The sequence below is a fragment of the Oceanisphaera sp. genome (assembly GCF_048268965.1).
In the GTDB taxonomy this organism is placed as follows: domain Bacteria; phylum Pseudomonadota; class Gammaproteobacteria; order Enterobacterales; family Aeromonadaceae; genus Oceanimonas.
This window is the reverse complement of record NZ_JBLWUK010000034.1, coordinates 16,256-30,696: the sequence shown is the minus strand read 5'-3', so window position 1 is coordinate 30,696 and position 14,441 is coordinate 16,256. Positions and strand designations below refer to the sequence as shown.

Below are 14,441 nucleotides of genomic sequence, written 5' to 3'. Positions count from 1 at the left end.
CTTGTGACCGTAGGCCGGTTGCCCCGTGTCAGTGGATGCGCATTATAGGGAGCGGGAGATTTAGCGCAAGGGCTTTTTTGATAAAAAACGGCCCCTGATGACTGACCGCTTAAACACCCAGCAAGCACACAACTTATATACAGAGTTATTCACAATTAAGGGTGATAAAGAGTGCAGCGTAAGGGGTAAAGCGGAAAACATCAGACCCCCTAAACCATTTTTTGCCACGACTCTCTTTACAACGAGAAGCACAGAAACCACGGACCAAGAGCGATAACAGCAGTGAAGGGTGAGGGGTGAGGAGTGAGGGGTAAGTGAAAATTCGTTCTTGCTCTTATATCTTTTTCCGTGGATTCCGTGGCGAAGATGTCTTTGATCTTTGCTCTACCCCTTCCCCCATTACTCTTCCCCCTTCACGCTCCCTTATATAGAGGGGTTTAAAAACCACCCAGCTCCGTAGCTCCAAGCGCCCAACATAAGACGAGTGTGTTGCTGGTCTTCTTTACTTTTTACCCCTCACTCTTCACAACAAGCTTCACAATAAGTCACGATGTTTTCTTTGAGCTTGCTGCTAAGCACTGAATGCCAGGCGCTGCTACTGTTATTTTGACGGGTGCGCCCGTGTGGCGCTTGCGGTAAGATAGCGCCCCTTTTTTACTCCCCCCTCTTCAGCTTGGAGATTTGAATGCCTTTTTCCCTCGGCCAACGTTGGATTAGTGATACAGAAACCGACCTGGGACTGGGCGCCGTCGTGGCTATCGATGTGCGCATGGTAACCATGCTATTTCCTGCCTGCGGTGAGAACCGTATGTATGCCAAAGATGACGCGCCTATTACTCGAGTCATGTTCAACCCGGGTGATGTCATTAGCAGCCATGAAGACTGGGAGTTGGAAGTCACTTCAGTCACCGAAGAAAGCGGTCTGTTAATCTACCATGGTACTCGCCTGGATAATGGTGAAGCCGCCAGCCTGAGGGAAACCTTTCTTAATCACTTTATCAAGCTGAACAAGCCGCAAGAGCGGCTGTTTGCCGGCCAGATAGACAAGATAGGTCGCTATAACTTGCGTTATCAGGCGCTGATGCACCAGTTTAACCGTCGTCGCTCGCCTCTGCGCGGCATGGCAAGCGGCAAGGTCAGCCTGATCCCGCATCAGTTGCACATTGCCAAGGAAGTGGGCAGCCGCTATGCGCCTCGCGTCTTGCTGGCCGATGAAGTGGGCCTGGGTAAAACCATTGAAGCGGGCATGATTATTCAGCAGCAGTGGCTGTCGGGTCGCGCCAGCCGCATTCTTATTTTAGTGCCCGACGCGCTCATTCATCAGTGGCTGATTGAAATGATGCGCCGCTTTAACCTGCACTTTGCGCTGTTTGATGAAGAACGTTGTGTAGAAGCCTTTGCCGATGCACACAACCCGTTTGATACCGAACAGTTGGTATTGTGCAGCCTCGACTTTATTACCAAGAAACGTAAACGCTTTGAGCAGCTGCACGAAAGCGATTGGGACCTCTTGGTCGTCGATGAAGCCCACCACTTGATTTGGGATGCCGAAAAACCCAGCCGTGCTTATCAGGTCGTAGAAGCGCTGGCCGAAGACACCGCCGGCGTCCTGTTACTGACCGCCACCCCGGATCAGCAAGGTCACGAGAGCCACTTTGCCCGGCTGCGACTGCTCGATCCCGAGCGTTTCTACGATTATGACGCTTTCTTGGCAGAGGAAGAAGAATATCAGCCACTGGCCGCCGCCGCCGAAGCGCTGTTGTCTGATGATCCCATCGATGACGGCGCCAAGGCACGCCTGGCTCCCTTCATGGATGGCTCGGATGATAGCGCCTTCAATGACCCGGCTGCGCGCCAGCAGTTACTGGCTCAGCTGCTGGATCGTCACGGCACCGGCCGGCTACTGTTTCGTAATACTCGCCACGCCATCAAAGGCTTTCCGGCTCGCATGCTGCATCTGCATCCGCTGCCGCTACCCAGCCAATATAAAACCGCCATTCGTGTGGCAGGTATGATGGGCAGCCATCAGGACACCGCTAGTCAGGCACTGCAGGCCCTGTATCCCGAAGAAATTTATCGCCAGTTTGAAGGTGGCGACAGTAGCTGGACCCAGTTCGACAGCCGCGTAGAGTGGTTACTGGAATATACCAAGGCCAGACGTAACGACAAAATACTGGTCATCACCGCCAAAGCCGGTGTCGCCCTGGCACTGGAAGAAGCGCTGCGGGTAAAAGAAGGCATTCGCGGTACCGTGTTTCATGAAGGCATGTCCTTGCTGGAGCGAGATAAAGCCGCGGCTTACTTTGCGCAACAGGAAGGTGGTGCCCAGGTCATGATCTGTTCCGAGATTGGCTCGGAAGGCCGTAACTTCCAGTTCTCCCATCAGTTGGTACTGTTCGACCTGCCGCTCAACCCCGACTTGCTGGAGCAACGCATCGGCCGTCTGGATCGTATTGGCCAGCTGCACGACATCGATATTCATGTCCCCTACCTTGAAGGCACGGCGCAAGCCGCCCTGACTCAGTGGTATCACCAGGGCATGGATGCGTTCAGCAAGCCCAACGCCGTGGGTCAGCCTGTGTATCAGCAGCTGTCTGAGCCATTACTGGCCTTGCTTGCCGAGCACGGACAAGACGAAGCTGCACTGGCACAGCTTATAGAAGAGACCCGCTCTCTGACTCATGAGCTGAACAGTCAGATGGAGCTGGGCCGCGATCGACTGCTGGAGCTCAATTCAAGCGGGGTGATCCTCAAGCGTGACCTGGCCGGCGAGCTTGCCGAAATAGATGAAGATCCGACGCTGGCGATATTTGCCATCAAGCTGTTTGATGAAGTGGGAATCCATCAAGATGACAGAGGCGAAAATGCCATTGTGCTGCGCCCGACCGAGCAAATGCTGATCCCCAGCTTTCCCGGCCTGCCGGAAGATGGCGCCAGCATTACCTTCGATCGGGATACCGCTCTGAGCCGCGACGATTTGCAACTGCTGACCTGGGATCACCCCATGATCCGCGGCGGCATCGATCTGGTGCTGGGCTCCGAGATTGGTACCACCTCGGTGGCGGTGCTCAAGAACAAGGCGCTGCCGGTCGGCACTCAGTTTCTGGAGCTGATCTTCGTGGCCGAATCGGCACACAATGCCCAGCTGTATCGCTTCTTGCCCCCCGCGCCCATTCGCTTGTTACTGGATAAAAATGGCAATGATCTGGCCGACAAGGTGACCTTTGAGTCATTTGATCGTCAGCTTAGTCCGGTGAATCGTCATCTGGCCAGCAAGCTGGTCAATGCTTCCCAGGCCATTATTCATCATCTGTTGCAGCAGGCTGCTCCTGTTGCCGAGCAGCAAATGCAGGTATTGGTCGAACAGGCACGCATACAGATGCACGAATCGATTGGCCAGGAGTTGGCGCGCTTGCAACAGCTGGCCAAGGTCAACCCTAACGTACGTGACAGCGAAATTACTCATGTGCAGGAGCTGCAAAACGAGCTGGACAGTTTGTTGAATAATACTCGCTTAAAACTGGATGCGATTCGCTACATCGTCGTCAGTCATCAATAAGGACATCAGCACAATGGCGTTACTGCATTATGATCCACCCACGGATCCCCAGTTTGAAGTGCTGTATCAGGATGACAGCTTGATTGTACTGAACAAGCCTAGCGGCTTGCTCAGCGTGCCGGGCCGTGAGGCTGTTCACTTCGACAGCCTGGCGCTTCGCGTGGCGCGGGTTTACCCTACCGCTCAGGTGGTACACCGCCTGGATATGGCCACCTCCGGGGTGATAGTGATGGCCTTGCATCCCAAGGCACACCGCGAGCTGAACCGGCAGTTTCGTGAGCGTGAAACTGCCAAGTGCTATTACGCCTGGGTATATGGCAACCCTAAACAAAGTGCGGGCAGCATCGATTTGCCCCTGTGCTGTGACTGGCCCAATCGGCCGCGGCACATGGTCGATCATGAGAATGGCAAGCCGGCTCTCACCCACTGGCGCTGTCTGCGCCGGCTGGAGGACCGCAGCCTGATCAAGCTGATCCCCATTACCGGGCGCTCTCATCAGTTGCGCGTACACATGAAAAGCCTGGGCCATGTTATTTTGGGGGATAACCTGTATGCCGAGGGTGAAGCACTGACCATGGCGCCTCACCTGCAATTGCATGCGGCCGAGTTGGAGTTTCGCCACCCCAAGAGTAAAGAGTGGTTGAAATTTAGCGCCCCCGCGCCATTTGATATTACCTGATGCCTTGCTGATGCCGAGGCGCCAACAATTAACAGGGTCGGCTTTGCTGGCCGCCCTGCTAATATCGACCCCGGCTCAGGCTCGACTCGACTGGACGGGCTTCGCGCAATACAGTGCCGATGCCCGTTTCCTGCATTATCAAGTACACAGCGAGCCCGTTGGCACCTTGCTTGTCTGGCCCGAATTAAACCAGACCCATCAGTGGTTGCCCATCGCCAGTGAATGGCAACGGCGGGGCTGGAAGGTATTATTACTACAACCCGACGAGCGCCAGCAGCAATTCGACCCCACCAGTGAACAACCACCGCCCTCACAAGGCCAATGGCTTAAACAACTGAGCCTGCAGCTAAGTGATCTGTTGTCCGATCATGCTCTGCTCAACAACAGGCAGGCTGAAAAAGGGCATCAGGGCTCGGCAAAAGAAATCCGCTTTCCTTTGGTGGTGATCACTCAGGGCAGTGCTGCCCTGTGGTTTCAGCAGCTGGTTGATGGCGGTGCCATTGTTCGTCCTCAAGCACTCATTCTGTTTGACGCCTTGCCCAGCCACATTACTGAACAGCAGATGCTGGCAACAAGCCTGGCTCACAACCCTTACCCTATTCTCGATATTTATAGTCACCCCGACAGTCTGTTGGCCAGGCATAATCAGCAACGTCGTCAACAGCAGCTAGGCCGTCGGGAACAAGCCGGTTATACCCTACTGCGTGGGAATGGCCCTGTGCAGTTGAACAAGCAAATAGCGGGCTGGATGGTACGATTAGGCTGGTTACCCTTACCACCCAGTGCGCCGGATTATTTAAAGGAGCAACACAGTGAAACTGGTATTTCTCGATCAACAAACCCTGGCACCGGAAATTAGCCTGCGAACGCCTGACTTTCCTCATCAGTGGCAAAGCTATGACGCCACGGCTCCCGAGCAGGTGGTTGAGCGCTTGCAAGACGCCGATATTGTGTTGCTCAACAAGGTGCGTCTCACCGCGGACATACTGGCCCAGCTACCCCACCTTAAACTGGTCGCGCTGGCGGCGACGGGAAGCGATAACGTCGACCTCGATGCCTGTCGCCAGGCCGGGGTTGCCGTCTGTAATATTCGCGACTACAGCAAAAACTCGGTACCGGAACACGCCTTGTCATTAATCATGGCGCTGAATCGCAACCTGCATGCCTATCGCAACTCCATCACCCAGGGTCGCTGGCAACAAAGCGGACAGTTTTGCTACTTTGACTATCCGGTGCGGGATCTGGCAGGGCAAACGTTGGGGTTAATCGGCTATGGCACCATAGCGCGCGATTTAGAAAAACTGGCGCAAGCGCTGGGCATGAAGGTCATAGTGGCGGCGCGTAAAGGCCAGCCGGCCACCGAGGGCAGAGTCAGCTTTGAACAGTTACTGACCAATGCCGATGTGATCAGCCTGCATTGCCCGCTTAATGATGACACCCATCATTTGATTGCCGAGCCCGAGCTCAAGATGATGAAAAGCGATGCCTTGCTGATTAACGTGGGCCGGGGTGGCCTGGTAGACGAAGCGGCCCTGTTGTCCGCATTACAGCATCAGCAAATTGGCGGTGCCGGATTTGATGTGGTTACGGCAGAGCCGCCCGCACCGGATAACCCGTTAATACAGGCATTGGCCTGCCCCAACTTTATCTTGACGCCACACATCGCCTGGGCCAGCCAAAACGCCATGCAACGACTGGCCGAGCAATTAATTGATAACGTAGAAGCCTTTGTCGCAGGCAAAGAACAAAACAGACTGGTGTAGAAAAAGCTGAAGCGGTCGGCTTTAAGCGGCAAGCAAAGCCCAGGGCCAAGCCAAAGAAGGATATTGATGGAGGCTATGACCTTGGGTTTTGGCGATGTCTTTAGCTGACGGCTGCTCGTTTTTTTATCGGATATTACGTACGCTTTTAATGGTTTCCCATGCTTGCTGAATATCCTGGGCTTTTTCTTTGGCCATTTCCATCATCTCTTTCGGCAAGCCTTGCGCCACCAGTTTGTCGGGATGGTGTTTCGACATCTGACGACGATAGGCGCGTTTTACTTCACTGTCGTCGGCATTGTCTGCCACTTCCAGAATCCGATAGGCATCCCGTAACCGGTCTGCGGAGGGTTGTGCCTGCCGGCCGCCGTTAGCGTGACCCGAGCCTTGATGAAAACCATGCAACTGCGCCTCGGCAAACGCCAGTAGCTGTTCCAGCTCGGCTTCGGAAAAACCCAGCTCCCGGGCTATGGTCAGCAGCAGGCGTCGTTCGGCAGGGTGCAGTTCGCCATCGGCAAAGGCCAGCTGTAACTGAATTTCCATGAAAAAGCGCAACAGGTTGCGGCTGTCTTTAACCCGGGCTCGAAAGCGGCGCAGGGTTTCCTGCAAGGGAAAAGCGGCATCTTTGCCTTCGCGAAAGGCATTTTGCGCCTGCACTCGCAGCTCGCCCTGCAAGCGCATTTGCGTCATCAATTGTTCGGCCAGGCGGATTTCTTCGCTGGTCACCTGCCCGCTGGATTTGGCCATATGTCCCATGGTGGCAAACGTGGTGTAAAGGAACTCGGCTTGTGCACTTTTATTGAACACCCAGGCATTCGCCAGCTTCTTGTCAATAAGGTGCCCTAACCATAAGCCCAGCAATGCTCCCGGCAGATTACCAATCAAAAAGCCGAACAGGCAGCCAATCAATTTGCCTTTTATATGTGCCAGCATCCATTATTCCTCAAACACATGCATCGAAAAACTGTGCCGGCAGGCAACATAAAGGCATATCGGCAAAGAAAGCCGATGAAAAGCAGCTAAGCTCATGGGCGGGATCCTAAAAGAAAATGTGGTACTAAAGCAGGCCATAGTGCTAGCCGCAAGAATGCTTTATCATATCCCGTTACAATAAAGTAATGACACCAAAAGCTCAACTAGCCACAGAAGGCGGTGTCGCCACCAGGATGCGAGCGTCAACCCATGAGAATACGGATTATCGGCTTACCCTTGTTGCTGCTTTCGGGCTTCACTCAGGCCCAAACAAACACTCAGGACAGCGCAACAGAAGCCGCCTCTAATTTTAGCCGCTGCTTTAGCCATGTTCCGCTTCGGGTGGACTCCGCTTCAGGCAATAATACCCAGGCCCCCATTACCGTTACCGCCGATGTGCTGGATGCCAGCCGCGACGGCAAAATATTATATCGTGGTGATGTCGAAGTAGAGCAAGCGCAACGCAGGTTCCGCGCCGACTATATGGAACTGGAGCAGTCGAGCCGCGATGTACTGGCAGAAGGTAATATCCATTATACCGATGGCACCATCAGCGTAGACAGCGAACAACGCCTTACCGGCAACCTCACCAGCAAAGATACCCAGCTTGAGCAAGCACATTACCAGTTTCACGGTGAGCCGGGGCGTGGCCAGGCCAGTCAGGTTCTGTTAAGCGACAACACCAATCAAATTGATTTGAAAGGTGCCAGTTACACCACCTGCCTACCCAACTCGGAAGTCTGGCAACTGAAGGCCAGCACAGTTCAGGTTGAACAGGATGAACCCTTTGGCGAGGCCTGGAATGCGGTGCTATGGCTAGGTGACGTGCCCGTCTTTTATTTCCCCTATCTCAGGTTTCCGGTCAAAGACGAACGCCTCAGCGGCTTCTTGTATCCCACCTACGATGTCAGCAATAGTAACGGCACCGATATCAGCCTGCCCTATTACTGGAATATCGCGCCCAATTACGACGCCACTTTCACCCCCCGCTATATGGAAAAGCGCGGCACCATGTCGCAACTCGAGTTTCGCTACCTGCCGGTGGCGGGCCAGAGCGGCACTTTATACGGGGAGTATCTGGCGAGTGACGATGTGCTGGAAAATACGCAATGGAAAGACGAAGCGCGCTGGCTACTGAACTGGCGCCATACTGCCCGCTTCGATGCCGAAGGCCACTGGCGTGCCAGTGCCGACTACACCAAAGTGGCCGGTTGGGATAATGGCTATTTCACTGACTTTTCCCCCCCGGTAGGCCAACTGGTTGATGATCAGCTGATGCAGTCCTTTCGTGGCGGCTACTACGATAGACATTGGCAATTAACCACCGAAGTCCGTGATTACCAGATCCTGAGATCTGATTTGAACACCATGCCCTTTCAGCTCGCCCCCAGCGTGGCGCTCACCAGCTATCAGGGCTTTGGCAAGTTTGACTTGGGGCTCGATGCCGAAGTCACGCAATTTAAAAACGACTCAAACGAGGCATATGAAGCCACTCGTGTGCATGCCGAGCCCAAGCTGGTGTATTCGGTGGTGAATCAACCCGGCGCTCAGCTGACCGCCGATGTGGGGGCCTACTACACCCATTACGAGCAGGATATTCCCGATACACTGTCAAGCTACTACCAAAACACCCAGGGATTTACCCCGGATGAACTGGATAGCAGTGTGGATCGGCTATTGCCACGCTTGCGACTCAACGGCACCCTGGTGTTCGACCGGGAGACCCAATGGTTTGCTCAGGACTTTACCCAGACCATAGAGCCGCAGCTGCAATACCTGTATGTGCCCTTCAAGGATCAGAATAATATCGGCCTGTACGACACCACAGATATGCGTCAGGACTATTACAGCCTGTTCAGCGACCGCCGCTTTGCCGGCCTGGACCGGATCAGTGATGCCAACCAAATCACCGCCGGCTTTACCAGTCGCATTTACGACGCCGACAGCGTTGAACGATTGCGTCTGGCACTGGCACAAACCTATAACTTCACCGCCCCCAGAGTGCAGCTATTCCCCAATGATGAGCCCAATGATGCCAAGCGCTCTTTTTTGACCTTTGAGGGTGATCTCAATATAGACGGCAACTGGTTTGTGCACACCGAGGCTCAGCAAGACACCCACAACCAGCGGTTTGCCGCCGGTAATATCACCCTGGAATACAACAACCAGGGCCGACTGGCACAACTGGGCTTTCGTCACCTGAACCAGGACTACTTCCCCGATGCCAGCAACCTGGGGAGCGATCTTAACCAGCTGGGGGGGACGTTTTCCTGGCCGCTGGATCCGCAATGGCGTCTGATTGGCGGCCATTATCGTGATATTGAACTCAATCGTAATATCGATAGTCTGATAGGGCTGCGTTACGACTCTTGCTGCTGGGCGGTCAGCCTGGTGTGGGAGCAATCGCAAAAAGAAGACCGGCTGCTCAACCCGACTGAAACCGAGCAGGAGACCCTTATCGGGCTGCGATTCGAACTCAAGGGCCTGAGCTCATTTGGTACCGGTGACGGTGATTTCTCGCCGGGCACCAGTTTATTGCCTTATTATCGGCCTTTTAATTTAAATAATTGATGTTATTGCGCACAGGATTTGTCATGAAAAAAAGATGTAAACAGCTGTTGATTGCCGCCTGTTTGGGGCTGCTTTCAACAGCCAGCCACGCAGTTGAAATGTTGGATAAAGTCGTTGCCGTGGTCGATAAAGACGTGGTGCTGGAAAGCCAACTGGCCGGCCTGGTCGATCAGGTTAAAAACAGCGCCAAGGCGGCGGGGCAATCACTACCCGATGAACAGGCACTGCGTAAGCAGGCCCTGGAACGACTGATACTCGAAAGCCTGCAGTTACAGTTGGCCGAGCGCCTGGGACTGCGCATTACCGATACCCAACTGGAGCAGGCAATAGCGAATGTGGCTCGCAGCGAAGGGAAAACCCCGGAGCAGCTGCGCAGTGGATTAGCCGCCCAGGGCATTACCTATGGCCAGTTCAGGGAACAGGTACGCAACGAAATTCTGCTCAGTGAGCTGGCTCGCAACCAGGTGCGCCGTCGCATCAATATTTCCGATCAGGAAGTAAAGCAGGTAGTGCAGATGATCAAGGAGCAGGGACAGAACCAGAACCGCTACCGAGTGGGAAATATCTTGCTACCGCTACCAGGTAACCCCAGCACAGCACAGCTTCGCCAGGCGAGCAGCCAGGCAGAAACCTTGATCAAGCAGTTGAAACAAGGCGCAGACTTCCGCCAGCTTGCCATAGCCAACAGCGCGGGGCCCAAAGCCCTGGAAGGTGGCGACTGGGGCTTGCTGGGTATCAATGAAATGCCCTCCTTGTTCAGCGAAGCGGTGAAGAATAACCGTAAGGGTGATATTATTGGTCCTATTCGCTCCGGTGCCGGCCTGCACATTCTGACTATTTTTGATATGCAAGGCGCTACGGCACAAACCGTGCAAGCGGTAGAAGTGCGCGCTCGCCATATTTTGCTCAAGCCTTCCATTATCATGAGCGAAGACAAAGCTCAGTCCATGCTGGCCGACTTTGCCCGCTCTATTCGCGCAGGCACAGCCAGCATGTCACAGCTGGCCGAGCAGTTTTCAGAAGACCCGGGGTCTGCCATCAACGGCGGTGATTTAGGCTGGGCGGCACCGGAAATGTATGTCAGCAGTTTTCGTGACACGGTCAGTCAACTCAAGGTGGGTGAGCTTAGCGAACCATTCCGCTCAGAACACGGTTGGCACCTGGTCAAGCTGGAAGATAAGCGGGTGATGGATGCCACCGAGCAAGCTACCGAACAACGAGCCTACAAGCTGATTTTTAATCGTCGCTTTACCGAAGAAGTGCAAACCTGGCTGGACGAGCTGAAGGATGAAGCCTATATCCGTATTGTCGACACTACTCTATCAAACGGTGAACTGTGATTTGTAAACGTATCGCGATAACACCTGGCGAGCCTGCCGGCATTGGCCCCGAACTGATGTTGGCCCTTGCCGAGCAAGACTGGCCAGTAGAACTGGTGGTCATTGCCGACCCCGATCTGATTCAGGCTCGGGCCAGGGCCCTTGGTAAATCCTTGACCCTGCAGCCCTATCAGCCTGAACTGCCTCCCAAACCGCAACGAGCCGGCACTCTCACCATAGCCCCGGTCAAGCTGGCCAGCCCGGCCAAGCCAGGCGTGCTGGATGAAACCAACGGCCTCTATGTGCTCGAGACGCTGAAACGGGCCTCGGACGGTAACATGAGTGGTGAATTTGCCGCCGTGGTTACCGGCCCGGTGCACAAGGGCATTATTAATAAAGCGGGCGTGTCCTTTAGTGGCCATACCGAATTTTTTGCCCAGCAGGCCAATGTGCCCGATGTGGTGATGTTGCTTGCCACCCCGGGGTTACGGGTGGCGCAGGTCACCACCCATATCCCGCTGGCCTATGTGGCCAAGGCCATCACCGAAGAGCGCCTGAGCAAAGTCATTCGTATTTTACATGCGGATCTGAAAAGCAAGTTTGCCCTGCCCAATCCACGCATTTATGTGTGTGGATTAAACCCGCATGCCGGTGAAGATGGACACCTTGGCCGCGAAGAGCTGGATATTATTATTCCGGCCCTCGACGTTCTGAGAGCCGAAGGGATGGACCTGGTCGGTCCGCTGTCATCGGATACGGTTTTCCAGAAGAAGTATATGGAAGATGCCGATGCCTTCCTGGCCATGTATCACGATCAGGGCTTGCCGGTCCTTAAATACATTGGCTTCGGCCAAGCGGTTAACATCACTCTGGGCCTGCCCTTTATCCGCACCTCAGTGGATCATGGTACGGCGTTGGAGTTGGCAGGAACCGACCAAATCGATGCGGGCAGCATGCTGTGCGCGCTTAATCAGGCCATTGAAATGATAGAAAAACGCGATGAATAGTAAAGTTCACCAAGGGCATAAGGCTCGTAAACGCTTCGGCCAGAATTTTTTGCACGACGACTATGTTATCGACCAGATAGTCGATGCCATTCATCCCAGCGATGAATTTACCATGGTTGAAATTGGTCCGGGTCTGGGCGCCCTCACCGGCCCGGTTTGTGATCGCATTAACCGCCTGAATGTGGTGGAGCTGGATCGGGATCTGGCCGCGCGTCTGGCCACTCATCCCTTCTTGAAAGACAAGTTGAATATTCATCAGGCCGATGCCATGAAGTTTGACTTTTCCCAGCTGCAGGAGCCGGGCAAGAAGCTGAAAATCTTTGGCAACCTGCCTTACAACATCTCGACGCAACTGATGTTTCATTTGTTCGAGTTTGCCGCTTGCGTCGAAGACATGCATTTTATGCTGCAAAAGGAAGTGGTGAATCGTCTGGCCGCAGGTCCGGGTAGCAAGACCTATGGCCGCCTGAGTGTGATGGCACAATATTATTGTCAGGTCGTCCCCGTGCTGGAAGTGGGCCCGGAAGCGTTCAAGCCCGCGCCCAAGGTCGACTCGGCCGTGGTCAAGCTGCTGCCCTATGCCACACCGCCTCACCCGGTGACCGATATCCGCTGTTTATCTCGCGTGACCGCCGATGCCTTCGGCAAGCGTCGCAAAACCATTCGCAACAGCCTGAGCCATCTGTTCAGTGTCGAGCAAATCACCGCCCTGGGGCTGGATCCTACCGCTCGGCCAGAACAGCTCTCGCTGGTACAATATGTTGTATTGGCCAACGCCTTGGCCCAACGCAAGGAATAACCATGACTCCCGGCGCAATTCATATCACCACACAACCACATTATTTAGCCGAGCGTTCAACGCCCGATGAACAGAATTATGTGTTTGCCTATACCATTACTATTGCTAACCGTGGCGACGTTCCCGTCAAGTTAATAAGCCGTCGCTGGTTGATTACCGATGCCAACGGCAAGATGATAGAGGTGGAAGGCAGCGGTGTGATTGGCGAGCAACCGCGCATCGCGCCGGGAGAGCAGTTTACCTACACCAGCGGTGTCAGTCTGGAAACACCGGTAGGCGTCATGGAAGGCAGCTACACCATGAGCCAGGAAAACGGGGATGAATTCCAGGCCCCCATAGCCGCATTTCGTCTCGCCCTGCCCAATCTGATTAACTGATGGCAACCTATATTATTGGTGACTTGCAGGGGTGTCTCACCGAGCTGGATATTCTGTTGGCCGAAGTGGGACTCAATCCTTCACGGGATCAACTCTGGTTGACCGGCGATCTGGTTGCCCGGGGCCCGGACTCACTAGGCTGTTTACGCCGTGTGATGGCGTTGGGCAACGCCGCTACCACGGTACTCGGTAATCACGACTTGCACCTGCTGGCGGTAGCCAATGGCATTGGCAAGCTCAAGACGGCCGATAAGGTCAGCCCCATATTGCAGGCGACCGATAGTGCCGACCTGCTGTATTGGCTACGCCATCAACCCCTGTTGGCGGAATACCATACAGATACCGCGAATGCCGAGGCTGATGGCTTTGTCATGACCCATGCCGGCATCCCCCCGCAATGGAGCCTGGAGCAGGCACGGCAGGCGGCCCGCAGTGCTGAGACTGAATTACGCTCGGCCCACTATAAAGAACGGTTAGCGCAGATGTATGGCAATGAGCCCGATTTTTGGCGCTCCGACTTATCCGATCTTGAGCAATTACGCTTTACCATCAACGGCTTTACCCGCATGCGCTTGTGCCATCAGGATGGTCGGCTGGATCTGGCCCACAAAGCGACCGTGAGCGAGGCGCCCGAGCATCTGGTGCCCTGGTTCACCCTGCGTGGCGATCATCAGGATCCGCCGCTGATCTTCGGCCATTGGGCGGCATTGGAAGGTCAGTGTGAGATGCCTGGTATTCATGCGCTGGATACCGGCTGTGTCTGGGGGGGGAGTATGACGCTGTTATGCTGGGAAAGCGGCGAGCGTATCGCCACTGCCTGCCCTGTTTACGCGTAAATAATGTGTGAAGGAGAAAGCGTGAGGGGTAAGAGGTAAATAAAACACCTCAACACCTCACGCTGCTTCCTGCACGCTTCAGCTTCTTTCAAATACCTGAAACCGACACTCATATTCGTTGCGTTCATCCGCTGGGCGCACCTGTTCGGACTTTAATTGCCAGTCTGCAGCCTGAAACGGGAAGTAGGTGTCTCCGTCTAGTTCGGCTTCTATCCGGGTCAGATACAAACGCTGACTCAAGGGCAGAAATGCCTGATACAGCTGGCCCCCGCCCATCACCATGATTTCGGCTTCATCCTGCAACAAGGTCAGGGCAGCCGCGGGGGACGCCACCACCTCGGTGCCTGACGGCGCCTCGCTCAGGCTGCGGCTAACAATAATGTTGCGCCGCCCCGGCAAAGGCTTGCCGATAGAGTTGAAGGTATTACGCCCCATGACCACCGGCTTGCCCAGCGTGGTTTGCTTGAAATACGCCAGATCACCCGGCAGGTGCCACGGCATGTCATTGTCCTTGCCGATGACGCCGTTACGCGTCATCGCCACTATCATCGACACCAACATG

Annotated in this window: 12 protein-coding genes; 10 read left to right on the top strand and 2 right to left on the bottom strand. The window is 54.7% G+C overall.

Annotation, left to right across the window (positions count from 1 at the left end; translation table 11 throughout):
- Nucleotides 1-685: 685 nt before the first annotated feature.
- From rapA to ACN0VL_RS13145, 4 genes are read left to right on the top strand one after another with little or no spacing between them, the layout of a single operon-like run.
- The gene (gene rapA, locus ACN0VL_RS13160) at nt 686-3,559 is read left to right on the top strand and encodes an RNA polymerase-associated protein RapA (protein ID WP_417618105.1); all 2,874 of its coding nucleotides are present in this window, start codon (nt 686-688) and stop codon (nt 3,557-3,559) included.
- A gap of 13 nt (nt 3,560-3,572) precedes the next feature.
- A complete protein-coding gene (locus ACN0VL_RS13155) occupies nt 3,573-4,238 on the top strand; it encodes an RluA family pseudouridine synthase (RefSeq protein WP_417618103.1) in 666 nt (221 codons plus the stop codon).
- A 10-nt stretch (nt 4,239-4,248) separates the two neighbouring features.
- Nucleotides 4,249-5,097, top strand: a complete 849-nt coding sequence (locus tag ACN0VL_RS13150; RefSeq protein WP_417618101.1) for a DUF3530 family protein — start codon at nt 4,249-4,251, stop codon at nt 5,095-5,097.
- Nucleotides 5,051-6,001, top strand: a complete 951-nt coding sequence (locus ACN0VL_RS13145; RefSeq protein WP_417618099.1) for a D-2-hydroxyacid dehydrogenase — start codon at nt 5,051-5,053, stop codon at nt 5,999-6,001. Before ACN0VL_RS13150 ends, ACN0VL_RS13145 begins: the two co-directional genes overlap by 47 nt.
- A 123-nt stretch (nt 6,002-6,124) precedes the next feature.
- Here ACN0VL_RS13145 and djlA read toward each other — a convergent pair whose 3' ends face one another.
- Entirely contained in the window at nt 6,125-6,931 is an 807-nt protein-coding gene (gene djlA / locus ACN0VL_RS13140; RefSeq protein WP_417618097.1) for a co-chaperone DjlA, read from the bottom strand.
- 249 nt (nt 6,932-7,180) lie between these two features.
- Between djlA and lptD the strand changes: the two genes are divergently transcribed.
- The 6 genes from lptD to ACN0VL_RS13110 are packed head-to-tail and all read left to right on the top strand — an operon-like array spanning nt 7,181 to nt 13,879.
- Entirely contained in the window at nt 7,181-9,541 is a 2,361-nt protein-coding gene (lptD, locus tag ACN0VL_RS13135) for an LPS assembly protein LptD (RefSeq protein WP_417618095.1), read from the top strand.
- Nucleotides 9,542-9,564: 23 nt separating this feature from the next.
- The gene (surA, locus tag ACN0VL_RS13130; protein WP_417618093.1) at nt 9,565-10,881 is read left to right on the top strand and encodes a peptidylprolyl isomerase SurA; all 1,317 of its coding nucleotides are present in this window, start codon (nt 9,565-9,567) and stop codon (nt 10,879-10,881) included.
- The gene (gene pdxA / locus ACN0VL_RS13125; protein ID WP_417618091.1) at nt 10,878-11,867 is read left to right on the top strand and encodes a 4-hydroxythreonine-4-phosphate dehydrogenase PdxA; all 990 of its coding nucleotides are present in this window, start codon (nt 10,878-10,880) and stop codon (nt 11,865-11,867) included. Before surA ends, pdxA begins: the two co-directional genes overlap by 4 nt.
- Nucleotides 11,860-12,666, top strand: coding sequence for a 16S rRNA (adenine(1518)-N(6)/adenine(1519)-N(6))-dimethyltransferase RsmA (gene rsmA, locus ACN0VL_RS13120; protein WP_417618089.1), 807 nt, complete (start codon nt 11,860-11,862; stop codon nt 12,664-12,666). Before pdxA ends, rsmA begins: the two co-directional genes overlap by 8 nt.
- Nucleotides 12,667-12,668: 2 nt before the next feature.
- A complete protein-coding gene (apaG, locus tag ACN0VL_RS13115; protein ID WP_417618087.1) occupies nt 12,669-13,043 on the top strand; it encodes a Co2+/Mg2+ efflux protein ApaG in 375 nt (124 codons plus the stop codon).
- The gene (locus ACN0VL_RS13110; RefSeq protein WP_417618085.1) at nt 13,043-13,879 is read left to right on the top strand and encodes a symmetrical bis(5'-nucleosyl)-tetraphosphatase; all 837 of its coding nucleotides are present in this window, start codon (nt 13,043-13,045) and stop codon (nt 13,877-13,879) included. Before apaG ends, ACN0VL_RS13110 begins: the two co-directional genes overlap by 1 nt.
- A gap of 78 nt (nt 13,880-13,957) precedes the next feature.
- Here the strand turns inward: ACN0VL_RS13110 and folA are convergent, their stop codons facing one another.
- Nucleotides 13,958-14,440, bottom strand: a complete 483-nt coding sequence (folA, locus tag ACN0VL_RS13105) for a type 3 dihydrofolate reductase (RefSeq protein WP_417618083.1) — start codon at nt 14,438-14,440, stop codon at nt 13,958-13,960.
- Nucleotide 14,441 lies beyond the last annotated feature (1 nt).

Excerpts from the sequence above, each read along its gene's own strand:
- djlA (WP_417618097.1), bottom strand. The coding sequence starts at position 6,931 with ATGCTGGCACATATAAAAGGCAAATTGATTGGCTGCCTGTTCGGCTTT.
- ACN0VL_RS13150 (WP_417618101.1), top strand. The coding sequence starts at position 4,249 with ATGCCGAGGCGCCAACAATTAACAGGGTCGGCTTTGCTGGCCGCCCTG.
- apaG (WP_417618087.1), top strand. The coding sequence starts at position 12,669 with ATGACTCCCGGCGCAATTCATATCACCACACAACCACATTATTTAGCC.
- rapA (WP_417618105.1), top strand. The coding sequence starts at position 686 with ATGCCTTTTTCCCTCGGCCAACGTTGGATTAGTGATACAGAAACCGAC.
- surA (WP_417618093.1), top strand. The coding sequence starts at position 9,565 with ATGAAAAAAAGATGTAAACAGCTGTTGATTGCCGCCTGTTTGGGGCTG.
- ACN0VL_RS13110 (WP_417618085.1), top strand. The coding sequence starts at position 13,043 with ATGGCAACCTATATTATTGGTGACTTGCAGGGGTGTCTCACCGAGCTG.
- rsmA (WP_417618089.1), top strand. The coding sequence starts at position 11,860 with ATGAATAGTAAAGTTCACCAAGGGCATAAGGCTCGTAAACGCTTCGGC.
- folA (WP_417618083.1), bottom strand. The coding sequence starts at position 14,440 with ATGTTGGTGTCGATGATAGTGGCGATGACGCGTAACGGCGTCATCGGC.
- lptD (WP_417618095.1), top strand. The coding sequence starts at position 7,181 with ATGAGAATACGGATTATCGGCTTACCCTTGTTGCTGCTTTCGGGCTTC.
- ACN0VL_RS13155 (WP_417618103.1), top strand. The coding sequence starts at position 3,573 with ATGGCGTTACTGCATTATGATCCACCCACGGATCCCCAGTTTGAAGTG.